The organism is Streptomyces akebiae (assembly GCF_019599145.1).
Lineage (GTDB): Bacteria > Actinomycetota > Actinomycetes > Streptomycetales > Streptomycetaceae > Streptomyces > Streptomyces akebiae.
Map to the genome: position 1 here is coordinate 9,039,384 of NZ_CP080647.1, position 14,892 is coordinate 9,054,275.

General features: G+C 68.6%; 13 protein-coding genes and 2 pseudogenes. 11 read left to right on the forward strand and 4 right to left on the reverse strand.

The window, feature by feature from the left end:
• Positions 1–67: 67 nt before the first annotated feature.
• The 3 genes from K1J60_RS39300 to K1J60_RS39310 all read left to right on the forward strand — a co-directional run bounded on the left by K1J60_RS39300 (position 68) and on the right by K1J60_RS39310 (position 3,571).
• Positions 68–508: a tautomerase family protein gene (locus K1J60_RS39300; protein ID WP_220650377.1), complete on the forward strand. Its 441-nt coding sequence runs from the start codon at positions 68–70 to the stop codon at positions 506–508.
• A gap of 637 nt (positions 509–1,145) precedes the next feature.
• Complete coding sequence (locus K1J60_RS39305) at positions 1,146–2,030, forward strand: MBL fold metallo-hydrolase (protein ID WP_220650378.1); 885 nt, start codon at positions 1,146–1,148, stop codon at positions 2,028–2,030.
• Positions 2,027–3,571 (forward strand): class I adenylate-forming enzyme family protein, encoded by a 1,545-nt coding sequence (locus K1J60_RS39310; RefSeq protein ID WP_259408106.1) that lies wholly within the window; start codon positions 2,027–2,029, stop codon positions 3,569–3,571. The genes K1J60_RS39305 and K1J60_RS39310 overlap by 4 nt, the downstream gene beginning before the upstream one ends.
• Before the next feature lie 383 nt (positions 3,572–3,954).
• On the opposite strand, the gene K1J60_RS39315 is transcribed toward K1J60_RS39310, so the two are convergent.
• Both K1J60_RS39315 and K1J60_RS39320 read right to left on the reverse strand, forming a co-directional pair.
• The gene (locus tag K1J60_RS39315) at positions 3,955–4,233 is read right to left on the reverse strand and encodes a CocE/NonD family hydrolase (protein WP_220652007.1); all 279 of its coding nucleotides are present in this window, start codon (positions 4,231–4,233) and stop codon (positions 3,955–3,957) included.
• Between the two features lie 211 nt (positions 4,234–4,444).
• On the reverse strand, positions 4,445–5,323 hold the full coding sequence (locus tag K1J60_RS39320) for an alpha/beta fold hydrolase (RefSeq protein WP_220650379.1): 879 nt from the start codon (positions 5,321–5,323) through the stop codon (positions 4,445–4,447).
• 671 nt (positions 5,324–5,994) lie between these two features.
• On the opposite strand from K1J60_RS39320, the gene K1J60_RS39325 reads away from it, so the two are divergent.
• Positions 5,995–6,564, forward strand: coding sequence for an RNA polymerase sigma factor (locus tag K1J60_RS39325; RefSeq protein ID WP_259408359.1), 570 nt, complete (start codon positions 5,995–5,997; stop codon positions 6,562–6,564).
• Positions 6,561–7,169 carry a hypothetical protein gene (locus tag K1J60_RS39330; RefSeq protein WP_220650381.1) on the forward strand — a complete coding sequence of 203 codons (609 nt, stop codon included), beginning with the start codon at positions 6,561–6,563 and terminating at the stop codon, positions 7,167–7,169. The genes K1J60_RS39325 and K1J60_RS39330 overlap by 4 nt, the downstream gene beginning before the upstream one ends.
• A gap of 657 nt (positions 7,170–7,826) precedes the next feature.
• Here the strand turns inward: K1J60_RS39330 and K1J60_RS39335 are convergent.
• Positions 7,827–9,044 carry an acetyl-CoA C-acetyltransferase gene (locus tag K1J60_RS39335; RefSeq protein ID WP_220650382.1) on the reverse strand — a complete coding sequence of 406 codons (1,218 nt, stop codon included), beginning with the start codon at positions 9,042–9,044 and terminating at the stop codon, positions 7,827–7,829.
• Positions 9,045–9,493: 449 nt separating this feature from the next.
• Between K1J60_RS39335 and K1J60_RS39340 the strand changes: the two are divergent.
• The 5 genes and pseudogenes from K1J60_RS39340 to K1J60_RS39360 form a co-directional block, all read left to right on the forward strand.
• A pseudogene (locus K1J60_RS39340) lies at positions 9,494–10,639 on the forward strand (acyl-CoA dehydrogenase family protein).
• 5 nt (positions 10,640–10,644) lie between these two features.
• The gene (locus K1J60_RS39345; protein ID WP_220650383.1) at positions 10,645–11,415 is read left to right on the forward strand and encodes an SDR family NAD(P)-dependent oxidoreductase; all 771 of its coding nucleotides are present in this window, start codon (positions 10,645–10,647) and stop codon (positions 11,413–11,415) included.
• Between the two features lie 16 nt (positions 11,416–11,431).
• Entirely contained in the window at positions 11,432–12,190 is a 759-nt protein-coding gene (locus K1J60_RS39350; protein ID WP_220650384.1) for an SDR family NAD(P)-dependent oxidoreductase, read from the forward strand.
• A 35-nt stretch (positions 12,191–12,225) separates the two neighbouring features.
• Positions 12,226–12,852, forward strand: a complete 627-nt coding sequence (locus K1J60_RS39355) for a TetR family transcriptional regulator (protein ID WP_220650385.1) — start codon at positions 12,226–12,228, stop codon at positions 12,850–12,852.
• 172 nt (positions 12,853–13,024) lie between these two features.
• Positions 13,025–13,271: pseudogene (locus K1J60_RS39360) on the forward strand (transposase); the annotation flags it as partial.
• 353 nt (positions 13,272–13,624) lie between these two features.
• On the opposite strand, the gene K1J60_RS39365 reads toward K1J60_RS39360, so the two are convergent.
• Positions 13,625–14,017 (reverse strand): nuclear transport factor 2 family protein, encoded by a 393-nt coding sequence (locus K1J60_RS39365; RefSeq protein WP_220650386.1) that lies wholly within the window; start codon positions 14,015–14,017, stop codon positions 13,625–13,627.
• Positions 14,018–14,144: 127 nt separating this feature from the next.
• Here K1J60_RS39365 and K1J60_RS39370 point away from each other — a divergent pair, with 127 nt between their 5' ends.
• Entirely contained in the window at positions 14,145–14,720 is a 576-nt protein-coding gene (locus tag K1J60_RS39370; RefSeq protein ID WP_220650387.1) for a PadR family transcriptional regulator, read from the forward strand.
• Positions 14,721–14,892: the final 172 nt, after the last annotated feature.

A 14,892-nucleotide genomic window follows, 5' to 3' on the forward strand; every position in this document is an offset into this window, starting at 1 on the left:
CCTCCCCTCCTGAGCCACATCGACGAGCCGCACCCTCCGTCACCGATCCATCCATCAAGGAGCCGCAATGCCGTACTGGGAGATCTTCACCCCCGAAAACGCCTTCACCCCCGAGGACAAGGAACAGCTGTCCCAGAGGATCACCTCGCTCTACACGGACTACGCCTATGACCTGCCGAAGTTCTATGTCGTCGTCCTGTTCAAGGACATGCCGGCGAACACCATGTACGTCGGTGGCAAGGCGAACAACAACTTCATACGGATCCGCGTGGACCACATCGCCCGGCAGATGGACGACCCCGAGATGCGGTTCCTGTGCATGGAAATCATCGAGGAGAAGCTGGCGCCGTTCGTGAAGGAGCGCGGCTACGACTGGGAGGTCCACATCGACGAGACCCCCATGGACCTGTGGCGCGTCCAGGGCCTCGTTCCGCCACCGGCGGAGTCCGACATCGAGAAGCTCTGGGCCAGGGAGAACCAGCCCGTCCCCTACGAGCTGACCGGCTGACCCCCTGACCGAGGTCCCGAGGCATCGTGAGGTGCTGTCGACCGTGCGTGCCCCGGGACCTCATCACAGGGCATCCGCTACCTCATCGACCGGCCGACCTTTCGCGGGCATCTTGCGCGATCCGCGGATCCCGAGGAGTGAATTGGGAGTTGGGGACAGGATTCCCCACGTCGACCTGCCGACAACCGACGCAGACCGCTTCAGCAGCGAAAGTATCGCCGGGGACGGCCGTCCCGTCCTGCTCGTCTTCGGTTCCGATGGCGGCGTATGCGGATACCGCGCGCAGCTGCCGGTCGCGGGCCCCGCGCGATTTCCGGCGAGCCGCGCCACCGGTCGCAGCGATGATCACGCTGTCCAGACCTTTCCGCTCCCTGCCCAGCGAACGGCGCGTCGCGCCGACTGTCGCGATCACTCTGGCACTCTGCCCTGCCGCTGTCTCCCCGGGGTTGCTTGTCCTGCGGTGAGCCGTATCTACCGCTCCAGCAGCCATGGTGGTGCTTCAGAGCAACGTGGCGCTCGCGTACCAGCGCTCGGCGCACTCGTTCTATGAGTCACCGAGCGTGCGTTCATAACGTGACTTCGCCGCCGACGTGCGCAATGCCGCGTCGGCCGACAACACCGCAACCGGAGGTACCTCGTGACCACTGACCCCCACTCCTCGCCGGCCGCACCCATCCGCGCCACGGTCTTCGTCGGTCGCTGGCCGAATGTCCCGGCCGAGGAGTTTCCCGGCGTGCCGAACGGCACCTTCTCGCCCACCACGGCCACGCTCGTGAGCGGCGCCACCGAGGTGGTCCTGATCGACGCGCTCTACCTCAAGGACGACGTCCGCGACCTCGGTGACCTGATCGAGCGCACCGGCAAGAAGCTCACGACGATCTACATCACCCACGATCACGCTGATCACTACCTGGGCTGCGGACCGCTCCTGGAGCGGTTCCCGGAGGCGAAGGCCGTGGCGTTGCCCCACGTGGTCGAGTCCATGAAGCAGAACATGCAGCTTCAGATCGAGCAGTGGCGCATGCTGTTCGGCGACACCTGCATCATGGCGGGGCCGCTTCCGGAGCCGCTCGAAGGCGACACGTTGTACGTCGACGGATCTCCCCTGCACATCATCGAGGTGAAGCAGGCCGACATCCATCCCACGAGCATCGTGCACATCCCCGAGATCGACGTCGTCGTGGCCGGTGACTCCATCTACAACGAGATCCACCCGATGCTCGGCCTGTCGACGCCCGATGAGTGGCAGGACTGGCTCGAGACCGTCGACACCGTGGAGAGCCTCCGCCCGCGCATGATCGTGTCCGGACACCGCAGGCCCGACGGCGACGACTACGCGGTCGAGACGATGATCGCCCAGACCCGCGCCTACATCCAGGACTTCGCGGCTGCCTCCGAGGTCGCGAAGGACGCCGAAGAGCTGGTGGCCACCATGGTGGAGAAGTACCCGCACCACGGCAACGTCTGGACGCTCCAGTTCTCGGCCGGCGAGGCGATCGCGAAGCGCGATGCCGCTGAGTGACCGAGCCTGTCACCCGAAGCCCGCACTGTTGCCTTCGCGTTGAAACGCGCCACACCACGATAGGTGACCTCACCATGCAATTCGCCTCTCTGCCCGACCGTCGCGCCGCATCCACCGCGGATGGGCCCGCGGTTGCCGACGGGCGTCAGTCGCTCACCAATGCCCGGTTCCTGACCCGTGTCCGGGCTGCTGCTCGTCACCTTCAGGACCTTGGGATCGGTACGGGCGATGTCGTGGCGCTCAAGCTGAGGAACCGCGTCGAGTTCGTGCTTCTGCTGTTCGCGGCCTGGCGGCTCGGGGCGACCGTCACCCCGGTCAATCCGAGCCTGACCGAGGGTGAGGTCGCACGGCAGCTCCACGACTCGGGCGCACGCGTGCTGGTCGTCGAGGACGGCACGACCGCCGCAGGCGTCGCCACGCTGGCCGTCGACGACCTGTACGCAGAGGCGGTGGGGTCGGGTCCGACGCCGCAGCTTGACTCGATCGCGCCGGCACTCCTGATCTACACCAGCGGAACGACGGGCGTACCGAAGGGGGTGATGCTCGACCACTCCAACATCGACGCCATGGCGGCGATGGGGTGCCAGGCGGTCGAGACCGGGCCGACCGACCGCTGCCTGCTGATCCTGCCGCTCTTCCACGTCAACGCCATCGTGATCAGCGTGCTCATGCCGCTGGTCGCAGGCGGCAGTGTCTTCATCGCCGACCGGTTCGACCCCGAGACCTTCTTCGATCTCGTCGAGCGGGAGCGGCCCACCTACTTCAGTGCCGTGCCCACGATCTACAACGTGCTCGAGGCGCTGCCGGCCGACGTTCGCCCCGACACGTCCTCGCTGCGTTACGGCACGTGCGGCGCGGCACCCGCCTCCGCCGAGTTGCCGATCCGATTCGAGGCTCGGTACGGCTTCCCCATCATCGAGGGTTACGGGCTGTCCGAAGGAACCTGCTTCTCCACCGTCAACCCCGTCGCGGGTCCGCGCCGGGCGGGCACCGTGGGGGTTGCCGTCCCGGGGCAGGAGCTCCGGATCGTCGACGAGCGGGGTAACGAGCTGGCGACCGGCTTGGACGGTGAGGTCATCGTGCGTGGCCCCAACGTCATGCGTGGTTATCTCGGCCGGCCGGAAGACACCGCGAAGACGATCGTGGACGGCTGGCTGTACACGGGCGACGTGGGCCACCTGGACGCGGACGGCTACCTGACCCTGGTCGGGCGATCGAAAGACATGATCATCCGTGGTGGCGAGAACATCTACCCCAAGGAGATCGAGGACGTCCTCACGGCTGACCCGTCTGTCCTCGAGGCCGCCGTCATCGGTGTGCCTGACGACAAGTGGGGAGAGGTGGTAGTCGCCTACGTCCAGCCGCGACCTGGTATGACTGTCCGCCCCGCGGCTCTGGAAGCGCTGACCGCGCAACACCTCAGTGGCTACAAGCGGCCGACGTCGTTCCTCGTGGTCGACGCCATCCCCAAGAACGCTGTCGGCAAGATCGACAAGCCTTCGTTGCGGGCCGCTCACGCCGCAGCCCTGTCATCCCGTTGACCACCAGCAGGCGCTCGGTGATCGAGGGGCCTGCCGTCTTCGAAGGTCGGGTGGCCCGCGGGGCGGGATTCCCTCCCGCCACCCGATCGTCCTGGCTTCGATGAGGGTGATGTCGAGGGCGTTGCGCCGCTCGGGGCGGTTGAGCAGCAGTCACTGGACGGTGCAGCGTTGCTCGACGCGCTCCGAAGTCGACGTCACCGACCACGTGCCGCCGGTTGGTGTGGGACCACGGGCCATGATCGGCGTGCCGGGCCGGCCGGCCGGCGCTGCGCATGGCGGTGAAGTTGTCGGGCGTGCCCTGGGGCGAAGATGTCGCACCAGCCGCCGAGCCGGAAGGTGGGCAGGTCGTGCCGGGCGAACGCGGGAAACCGCCCGGGGGCAACTCACCGTAAGCGGCGCTCGCCAGGCCGTCCGAATCCTGTACGAGCCCGGTGACGCCGCTCACCACTCGCGAGGTCGGTGCGGTGACGGCGCATCAGCGTGTCGGCGCCCTGCATGAGAGACCAGGGCGCGGTGATGCCGAGTTCGATCGCGCCGCCGCGCGTCCACAGGCCGTCGTCCGGATCGGCCCACAAGATCAACCGTGCGATCGCCTTCAGCTCCGGCGCCCTCGACAGCGCCGCCATCCACTGGGTGTTGCCGAAGTAGCTGCCGCCGCACATGCCGACGGAGCCGTTCGCGTATTCCCGGGCCGGTAGACATCGGCGCGTAGCACGGTGCCGCCACGCATCTCCGCCGGAACATCGAACTCGATCTGAATCTCTGCCACGCGCCGCTCATGTGCCTGCCCCGACACTGTCAGGCACATGGTCGAACCCTGCCCCCGTTCCGCACTGCATCCGAACGGGGGTGGCTACGGTGCTCTCGGGGCGGTCACGCCACCGCGTTCAGCAGGTCGGCCAGGAGGTCGGGCCGTTCCAAGGAGATGAAGTGGCCCGCTCCCGGCACCTGCGTGAAGTCGGCGGCCGGCAGCAACTCCTTGTCGGCTTGCCGGTCCGAGGGCCGGGACCAGTCGTGCTCCCCGTAGACGAGGTGGACGGGCGCCTTGACCTCGGGGTAGCGCGAGCGGGCCGCGATGAGGCTGGGCAGGCTCTGGTACACGGCCCGGGCGACGCTCGGGTAGCCGGGGCGACTGCCCACCTGAAGGAGCTCGTCCACGTAGTCCTCCCGCAGCGCGCTCTCGTCGACCAGCCCGCCCTGCAGGATCCTGCGGAAGACGGCCTTGGGCTCCACCCCGGCGACCACCGGGCCCACCCCCGGAGTGAGGACACCGCTGACCACCACACGGGCGAGAAGACTGGACCGGGCGATACCGCCGGGGAAGTCGTACGTGTTCACGGCGACGACGCGCCGGACCCGCTCGGGCAGGTCGGCCGCGGTGGTCAGGGCGAGCACCGCCCCCATGGACTCCCCGACCAACGTCACGTCATGGAGGTCGAGTTCGGTCAGAAGCCGCTTGACGCCCGCGCGCATGGCCGGCTCGTCGTACGACGCGCCGGGCACGATCTCGGAGTAGCCCATCCCCGGCAGGTCGAGGGCGTACACGGTGTACTGGTCCGCGATCAGCGGGATGAGGGAGCGGAAGTGCTCGGCCTGGGTGCGCACGGTGTGCAGCAGGACCACGGGGGCGCCGGTGCCCGCTCTGAGGTAGCGCAGGGTCCCCTCGTCGCCGCGGTGTCCGGCGCGCGGGGCGATGGTGTGGCTGGTGGTTCCCGGGATGTGAATCGTGGGACGTGGCTCTGGGCTGGGCATCTCGCTGACTTCCCTTTGTGTGAACTGCTGCGGACGGGTGATTCGGACAGGGCCCGCCCGAAGGGGGCCACGGACCAGCCCTTGGATTCATTGAGAAACCGACCGGTTTCCATCATCGTAAACCGATCGGTTTCCGGGCGCAAGGTTGGGGCCGCCATCCGCGGCGGCAGGGTCAGCGCGGTCGCGTCGAGGGCGCTGCGGCCGAGCGGTCCGGGTCGGCTGGATGAGGCCCCAGGAAGCCGCCTACCTGCTGTTGGGTGCTGTTGCCGACGAGGCGACAGCCTTCCTGGCGCGCGGCCCGCCCGTCAACACCCTTACGGTCACCGGGCTCCCCTCGTGCTTTGCCGGGGCGATCTCGCGCCGCCCACCGGGCCGAGCGGGCATGTGAGTACGGTTCCGCTGCGCCGGGGCGGCGGTCTTCTCGGTTTCGTCCGGGCGGCTACGCGGCGCAGCCCCTGGCGAGGATCTCGGCAGCAGCGGCATCGAACTCGGGGAGGACGCGCGCGAAGGGTCGTGGCCGACCTGCCCGTGCCGGACCTCGCGGGCCGGGACAGTCGGGAAGCGGCCGTCGCCTCGGCCGGCACGACGGACCTCCCTCGGGCCGGGTAAGTACAGTGCCCGTGGCGATGAAAGGAACAGGCCCCGGCCGGACAGGAGGGGGTGTGGAATCCATGCTGGAGCAGGAATTTGCCCGGGCCCGAGAAGCCCGCTTCGAATCGCTGGCGCGCGCGGTGGCGAAGCCGCTGCACCGGTATCTGCTGCGCCGGGCGGACGCCGACGCGGCAGATGACATCCTCGCGGAGACGATGCTCGTGCTCTGGCGCCGCCTCGAGGACGTGCCCGGGCTCGGGAAAGGCCTCGTGACCGACCCCGACAGCGTGCTGCCCTGGTGTTACGGCGTCGCACGCGGCTGCCTGTCCAACGCCCGCCGGGCGGACGGGCGCCGGCTCCGGCTGGTGGAGCGGCTGACCCGTACCGCACCGCCGCCCATGCCCGGGGAGGCCGACCACCCCGAACTCCAGGCCGCACTCGGCACACTGGGCGCCCTGGACCGTGAGGTGGTGCTGCTCTGGGCATGGGAGGGGCTGACCCCGCGCGAGATGGCGGAAGTGACCGGACTGACCGCCAACGCCGTCAGCATCCGCCTGCACAGGGCAAAGAAGAAACTCGCCGCTCTGCTTGACCGAAAGAATGACGACATGGCCGGACATGAGATGGGTGAAGGAAGGAGCAACCGGTGAACGACGAAGAACTGCTGGCCCGGATGAGGGCCATCGACCCGGCGCGGACCTCTGATGCTCCCCAGCCCGACATCAACCGTCTCCTGGAGGCCACCATGACCGCCGACACCACGGTCCGCACATCCCCCCGCACATCGGACCGCCCCCGACGCCCCCTGCTGCTGGCCGCAGCCGCCGCCGCTGTGCTCACGGTGGGAGCCGGTATCACCTGGGGAGTCACGGCGACCCGCGACACTCCTCCGGCCGCGGCCGCCCCGCTGGTCCTGACCGTCCAGCAGGACACGGGCGGCGGCCCGGCCACAGCGTGCGCCGAGCTGGACGTCACCACCCTGCGCCAGTACACGACCGCCTTCGAGGGCACCGCGACCTCCATCGACGGCGACCAGATCACTCTCCGAGTAGACCACTGGTACCGCGGCGAAGACGCCTCCACCGTCCGGCTCGACAACAACCAAGAAGGACAACCGGAGTCATTCGGCCAGGAGTTCGCCGTCGGTCAGACCTACCTCGTCTACGCCAAGGACGGCAAGGTCCCGGTGTGCTACGGCGATGCCGAGGCCACCCCGAAGCTGCGGAGCCTCTACGACCGGGCGTTCGGGCAGTGAGCGCACAAACTCGGCGGCTCTTCCGTCTCGCAAGGTCTGCCGTTGCCTCGTCGCGAGGTTCGGCGGGAGCCGGTCGGTAGGCTCGTCACCGCTCGCATCGCCCTGCCCGACGACCTGGGCGGGGACGTCACCGGACGCCGCCCCCAGTAGCAGCCGGCGCTCGCCCTCGGCCCCCGCCTTCACTGACGGCCTGACGAGAAGCGGCGCGCTACCGGGGGCGATGTCGGTGGGAGAGAGGTCGGGGCGGGCGCGGTGCCGGCGTGCGGGGTGGCGCCACCGGCCGGAGGCGTCGCGGGCGATGTCGACGCCGACTTCCCCCACCGGTTCGGGTTCCACCAGCGTGACGTTCAGCGTCTCCCGGCTGCCCCATTGGGCGGAGAACGGCCAGCCTGTCCACGGATGACCGCGCCGCCCCGCAGCGAACAGGCCGGTCATGTTGTTACTTCCGCTCCGATTGTTTGGGACGGCGAGCTGATCCGGCTGAGGTGGTGACCCCGGGAGAAGTCGGTTTCTCGGTTCTTCGCTCGGTCCAGGGATCGCGTAGAGGCTGCGCTGGCCCGCTTCGGCGAACGTTCGGCCTGAGGCCGCCGCGGTCGATCCGGTCGCGTCGCGCGAGGGTACGGACCTCTGCGTGTGCCCGGACCGACGGGCTACGCCCTAGGCGAGCCGCTCGATCAGCATGGCCATGCCCTGCCCGCCACCGACGCACATCGTCTCCAGGCCGATCTGTTTGTCATGCGCCTGCAGGTTGTTGATGAGCGATCCGGTGATCCGCGCCCCGGTCATCCCATAGGGGTGGCCCAACGCGATGGCCCCGCCCGAAACGTTGAGTTTGTCCTCGTCGATCTGCAGCGCCCGTGCAGAGCCGAGGACCTGCACGGCGAATGCTTCGTTGATCTCGACGAGGTCGACGTCGCTCATGGTCAGGCCTGCGTGGTCGAGTGCCTGACGGGTGGCCTCGATGGGGCCGAGGCCCATGATCTCCGGCGAGAGACCGGTCACGCCGGTGGAGATGATGCGGGCCAGCGGCTGCAGGCCGAGTTCACGCGCCCGGACATCGGACATGATGACGAGGGCCGCCGCTCCGTCGTTGAGCGGGCACGAGTTGCCGGCGGTCACGGAGCCCTTCTCACGGAAGACCGGCTTGAGCGCGGAGACCGCGTCGAGCGTCGTCCCGGGCCGTGGGCAGTCGTCCGCGGTCACGATCGAGCTGTCGGGCAGGGTGATCGGGGTGATCTCCTCGCGGAAGTGGCCGCGGGCGATGGCCTCCTCGGCTCGGTGCTGCGAACGAACCGCCCACCGGTCCTGCTCCTCGCGACTGATGCCTGTGAGGGAGGCAACGTTCTCCGCGGTTTCACCCATGCTGATGTACACGTCTGGCACCAGTCCCGACTCGCGAGGGTCGGTCCAGGCCTCGTGGCTCGCCTGCCTGGCGGCCGAGCGTGCCTGAGCGACGCCGAACGCGGGATTCTGCGTGTCCGGCCAGGAGTCCGAGTTGCCGTTGATGTACCGGGACACAGCCTCTGTGCCCGCCGAGATGTAGGCCGACCCTTCGCCTGCCTTGATCGCGTGGAAGGCCATCCGCGTCGTCTGCAGCGACGATGAGCAGTAGCGGGTCACCGTGGTGCCCGGCAGGTTGTCGTAGCCCAGTTGGACCGCGACGTTGCGCGCCAAGTTGAAGCCTTGTTCGCCGCCGGGCAGACCGCAGCCGAGGATCAGGTCCCCGATCTCGTCGGGGTCGAGTCCCGGGACCTTGGCGAGCGCCGCAGAGATCACCTGCGTGGCGAGATCGTCGCTGCGCATCTCCTTCAGCGACCCCTTGAACGCCCGACCGATCGGCGAGCGGGCGTAGGACACAATCACGGCTTCGGGCATCTGAGTGCTCTTCTCGGAGATCTGGCGGTGGGTTCTGTCCGGGCGAGCGGCTCTCAAGCTCCGGCAGAACAGGGATGACGTCAGCAACGTAGCCAGCCGAAACAGGTACTCCATAGGACGATCGCGCCTCGCCGTGGTACGTCCGCGCCAGAGGGCCCAGGCCCCTGCCCGTTGCGTCTTGGTCGGGTACCTCGGTGAGCACCTCGCAGCTCAATCAGACCCGTCAACACGGTTGATGTGTGGGGAGTTGATGGGGGAACCGCCGGCGGACTCCACTGCGCGCGATGGAGGACCCCCGTGGCGTACGTCATGTCCGCCTGCCTCACAAACGGGGTTGACGGATTCGACCCGCCTAAGAAAACTAAGCACTCGCATAGTCACTATGCACTCGCTTACTTCCCACTTCGTGCTTCTTACTTCCTGTTTCCGGCGAGCGATGAGGAGCTCCTGTGCGCCGTACCGTCTTCGATGCCGACCACGAGGCATTCCGGACCTCCGTCCGGGCATTCGTGGAGCGCGAGCTGCGGCCGCGTTAGGAGGAGTTCATCCAGCAGCGGGCGATCGACCGCGCCGTGTGGAAGGCCGCTGGGCAGCAGGGACTGCTCGGGCTGCTGATACCGGAGCAGTACGGCGGCAGTGAGGCGGGTGACTATCGCTTCACCGCCGTTCTGCACGAGGAATTCGCCAGACTGTCGGTGGCATTCGCCTCCTCGTTCACCATCCACTGCGAGGTCGTCGCCCCCTACCTGGTCGAGCTGACCACCGAGGAGCAGCGTGAGCGCTGGCTGCCGCGTTTCTGCGCGGGCGAGCTGGTCACCGCGATCGGTATGACCGAGCCCTCGGCGGGTTCCGATCTTGCGGCCCTGCGGACCACGGCCGTGCGCGACGGGGAGAACTGGACCCTCAACGGCTCCAAGACCTTCATCACCAACGGCTTCGGCGCCGACCTGGTGGTCGTCGCCGCTCGCACCAGCCCGGAGAAGGGCGCCAAGGGCATCACGCTGTTCGCCGTGGAGACGGACATGCCCGGCTTCGAGCGCGGGCGCAAGCTGGAGAAGGTCGGTCAGCACGAAGCCGACACCGCCGAGCTGTTCTTCCACGACGTGCGCGTCCCGGGCGCCAACGTCATCGGCGAAGTCGACCGCGGCTTCATCCACATGATGGAGCGGCTCCCGCAGGAGCGGATCGGTGCCGCCGTGCTCAACCTGGCCCACGCCGCGCAGATCCTGGACGAGACGCTGGAGTATGTGAAGGAGCGGAAGGCCTTCGGCCAGTCCGTCGGCTCCTTCCAGTACAACTAGTTCCGGCTGGCCGAGATGGTCACCCAGATCGAGGTGACCCAGGCCTTCGTCGACCAGTGCGTCGCGGCCCACGTCACGGGCCGGCTCTCGGCGGTGGACGCGGCCAAGGCCAAGTGGTGGACCGCCCAGGTGCAGAACGAGGTCCTCGACGCCTGCGTCCAACTGCACGGCGGGTACGGCTACATGAACGAGTACCGGGTCGCCCGAGCCTGGCAGGACGCCCGCGTCACCAAGATCTGGGCCGGCTCGAACGAAATCATGAAGGAACTCATCGGCCGCGACCTCGGCCTGTAAGGCCCATGGACACCTCATCTTCCGGATTGGAGCGCCCGATGGGCAACCTCGGCTTCGACTTCACCGGCCGCACCGTGATCATCACCGGCGCAGCCCGCGGCATCGGCCTCGAACTCGCTCGCCACCTGCGCACTTCAGGCGCGGACGTGGTCCTGGTCGACCGAGACCAGGACGAACTCCACGCGGTGGCACAGGAGTTGGACGCTCTGTGGGTGGCCGCGGACGTCACCTCCAGCACTGAAGCGGAGCGTGTCGTCGCCACCGCGCTGGCCGAGACCGGCCGCGTCGACGTCCTGGTCAACAACGCCGGGATCCTGCGCGACGGCGTCCTGTGGAAGCTCACCGACGACGACTGGGACGCCGTCCTGGCCGTCCACACGGGCGGCACCTTCCGGTTCACCCGGGCGTGCGTCCCCCACTTCCGCGCCCAGGGCTATGGCCGGGTCGTCAACGTCACCTCCTACTCCGGTCTGCACGGCAACATCGGCCAGTCCAATTACGCCACCGCCAATGCCGGGATCATCGGCTTCACCCGCACCGCCGCCAAAGAACTCGCCCGCTTCGGCGTCACCGTGAACGCCATCTCCCCCAACGCGGAGACCCGCATGGTCTCTTCCGTCCCCGCCGAGAAACGCGCCGAGCTGACTGCCGGCATCCCGATGGGCCGCTTCGGCGACCCGAGCGAGATGTGCGCGGCTGTCGCCTTCCTCGCCTCCGAGGAGGCCGGCTACATCACCGGTGCCGTGCTGCCCGTCGACGGCGGCCTGTCCATCTGACCTCTCTGGAGCCCCTGTGAACATCCTCGACCGTTTCCGTCTCGACGACCGCGTCGCCATCGTCACCGGCGCTTCCTCCGGTCTCGGCGTCGCCTTCGCCCAGGCCCTCGCCGAAGCCGGGGCCGACGTCGTCCTGGCCGCCCGACGCGCCGACCGGCTCGCCGACACCGCCCGCCTCGTCGAGGCCACGGGCCGCCGCGCCCTGTGCGTCAAGGCCGACGTCGCCTCGCCCGACGACTGTCATGCGGTCGCGGCGGCAGCCGCGGACTTCGGCCACGTCGGCGTCCTGGTCAACAACGCCGGCGTGGCCGATGCGGTCCCGGCCGGCCGGGAGACACCGGAGCACTTCCGGCGCATCATCGACATCAACCTCATGGGTGCCTACTGGATGGCCCAGGCGGCAGCCCGAGTGATGACCGGCGGCGGCTCCATCGTCAACATCGCCAGCGCCCTCGGCCTGGTCAACACCGGCCTGCCGCAGGCCGGATACTCCTCCTCCAAGGCGGGCCTGCTCGGTCTCACCCGCGACCTGGCCGCCCAGTGGAGCGACCGCAAGAACATCCGTGTCAACGCCCTCGCCCCCGGCTACTTCGCCTCCGAAATGACCGCCCGTCAGGACGCCGACACCATCGACGACATCGTCCGCCGCATCCCGCTTCCGCGCACCGGCGAACCCGAGGAACTCGCCGCCGCCGTGGTCTTCCTCGCCTCCGACGCCTCCAGCTACGTCACCGGCACCACCCTCACCGTCGACGGCGGCCTCGTCATCAGCTGAGCGGACCGACAGACGTGATCCGCAAGAATGGGCGCGTGACAACCAGCGCAACCGACGACCTGTGGGGCGAGGCCGGCCCCGGATCCCGGCGCATCCTGGAGGCGGCGCTCACGGCCTTCGCCGCCCGCGGCTACCACGGCGCCTCCACCCGCGACATCGCCGCCGCCGCCGGGATGAGCCCGTCGGCCGTCTACGCACACCACCGCACGAAAGAAGACCTCCTCTACGCGATCAGCCTCGCCGGCCACCGCAGCGCACTGGCCGCAGTGGAACGCGCCCTGGCGGAGGAGGTGACGGCGGTCGGCCGGCTACGGGCGCTGGTTCACGACTACACCGCCTGGCACGCCCGCCACCACCAGCTGGCCCGCGTCGTCCAGTACGAGCTCGGCGCACTCGCGCCGGACCATCGTGACGAGATCCTCCGGCTCCGCCGCCGCACCGAGGAAGTGGTGCTCGACGAGATCGTGGCCGGCATCGCGTCCGGGGCGTTCCGCACCGAGGACCCGGACGGTGTCGCGCTGGCGGTTCTCTCCCTCGGCGTCGACGTCAGCCGCTGGTACGCCCCCGGCGGCCACCACACTCCCGTCAGCCTCGGCCGCCGCTACGCGACGCTGGTGCTGGCCATGCTGGGCACCGACCACCGGTCCGCGACCGCAGGCTGACCCACGACGTCGGCTCTCTCCCATCACGGTTACGTCGTGCTTGGTCAGCCACGGGCGCTCCGGTTTCCCGGAGAAGTCGAGCACCCGGATGTCGAGTTGGGGATGGTCGGCCTGCCAGACCTCCCTGGGTGCGCCTGCATCGCTCCGGCAGTTCGAACCCACTGATCGCGGCGGGCCTGCTCGCCACATGGCCCTGCGCGCCCTGCTGCGCATTCCGTTGCCCACCGGGCGGACGCCCCGGGCGATCGGCGTCGACGACTTCGCTCTGCGCCGACGACACCACTGTGCCACCGCGGTGATCGACGCCGAGACCCATGAGCGGATCGACGTGTTGCCCGACCGCGCCGCCGACACGCTGGCAGCTTGGCTGCGCGAGCATCCGGGCGTCGAGGTCGTGTGGCCGTGACGGCTCCGTCACGTCCCTCGCGAGCACGAAGGAGCGCTGGACGCGGGCGCGGTTGCTGGGGGCGGCATCCTCCAGGGCGTCCACGGCGCCCGGCCCCGTCGGCGGGCAGGGTCACATCGTGCCGACCGGGCACCACGGCGCGATACAGGTCGTGCTCCTGGACGAACCGCAGTGAGTCAGCGACGCTCAGCATCTTGAACAGCCCGCGCAGCGTGGACGGCTGGACCTCCAGGCCGGCTTCGGACAGCTGGTGCAGCGACGTCTCGAACTCGAAGCGGCATCGGCGAAAGGAGGTGGCGCAGCAGCCGGGGACGTTGCGGCGCTCCGCCAGGAGGGTGCGCAGTCCGTCGAAGTCCGTCGTCGTGGTTACTGTTCGGCGGCCTCTCGGGCGATCTGCTCGAACTGGGCGCCCATCGCCTCGGACAGGGCCTGGGCGGCGGAGAGCGGACGGACCATCACCGTGAACTCGTCGATCTTCCCGTCGTCGTCGAAGTGCAGGAAGTCGCAGCCCTGGAGCTGCTTGCCGGCGACAGTGGCGGTGAAGACGAAGGCGTGATCGCGGCCGTCGGAATTGGCGATCTCACGGATGTAGGTGAAGTCCTCGAAGACCCGGAGCACACCACGCAGGATCGCCGCGGTGATCGCCTTGCCCGAGTACGGCTTGAACACGACCGGGCTGGTGAAAACGACGTCGTCGGCCAGTAGAGCGGCCACAGCGTCCAGGTCGCCGCTCTCGACGGCCTTGCGGAAGGGATGCATGAGCCCACCTCTGATACTCAGAAATGTGAATAGGTGTGATGGAGACTAGAGCGCCCGGTCAGGGCTTGTCTACAGCGAAGGAATGGTTTATTAGTCACCTTGTTGAATAATCTGCTAGCGTGCATCCATGGCTTTGCGGAACGCGGTGATGGCCGCGCTGTTGGAGGGCGAGGCGTCCGGATACGACCTCGCGAAGGCGTTCGACGCGACGGTCGCCAACTTCTGGATGTCGACGCCTCAGCAGCTCTACCGGGAGCTGGATCGCATGGAGGCCGAAGGGCTCGTCACGGCCCGCGTCGTAGAGCAGGAGCGCCGCCCCAACAAGCGACTGTTCTCCCTGACGGAGGCCGGGCGGAAGGCCGTCCACGCCTACACCGCCGAGCCCTTGGGCAAACCGGCGGTGATCCGGGACGAGTTGCTGGTCAAGGTGCAGTGCCTGGACGCGGGCGACATGGAAGCGGTCCGGACCGCCATCACCGAGCGCATGGAGTGGGCCACCGCCAAGCTGGACCGCTACGAGCGGCTCCGGCAGCGCCTGCTCGACGGGCGCTCCGAGGAGGCGTACTTCGCCGAGGCCGAGCGCATCGGCCCGTATCTCACCCTGCTGCGCGGGATGTCGTTCGAGCGGGAGAACCTCCAGTGGGGGGACATGGTGCTGCGTAGGCTCGAACGGCGCACGGCCGCGCTCCGCACCGACGGCTGACTTCGGCGATCCTACCCACTCAGTTAGTCAACAAAGTTAATATCTGGACGGTCGTGAGCAGCCCGGCCTCTCAGGGCTCGTCGGTCGTTGTCCGAGCGAGACGTGATGAACAGCCGTCCCCGGCATGAGCGTGCTGCTGAGGGCCAGGACTGGACCCGGGTCGCCCGCAGCA

Bases quoted from the DNA above. Each gene is read 5' to 3' on its own strand.
- K1J60_RS39300 (WP_220650377.1), top strand. From the start codon at position 68: ATGCCGTACTGGGAGATCTTCACCCCCGAAAACGCCTTCACCCCCGAG.
- K1J60_RS39315 (WP_220652007.1), bottom strand. From the start codon at position 4,233: ATGTGCGGCGGCAGCTACTTCGGCAACACCCAGTGGATGGCGGCGCTG.
- K1J60_RS39320 (WP_220650379.1), bottom strand. From the start codon at position 5,323: ATGCCCAGCCCAGAGCCACGTCCCACGATTCACATCCCGGGAACCACC.
- K1J60_RS39325 (WP_259408359.1), top strand. From the start codon at position 5,995: ATGCTGGAGCAGGAATTTGCCCGGGCCCGAGAAGCCCGCTTCGAATCG.
- K1J60_RS39335 (WP_220650382.1), bottom strand. From the start codon at position 9,044: ATGCCCGAAGCCGTGATTGTGTCCTACGCCCGCTCGCCGATCGGTCGG.
- K1J60_RS39345 (WP_220650383.1), top strand. From the start codon at position 10,645: ATGGACACCTCATCTTCCGGATTGGAGCGCCCGATGGGCAACCTCGGC.
- K1J60_RS39365 (WP_220650386.1), bottom strand. From the start codon at position 14,017: ATGCATCCCTTCCGCAAGGCCGTCGAGAGCGGCGACCTGGACGCTGTG.
- K1J60_RS39370 (WP_220650387.1), top strand. From the start codon at position 14,145: ATGGCTTTGCGGAACGCGGTGATGGCCGCGCTGTTGGAGGGCGAGGCG.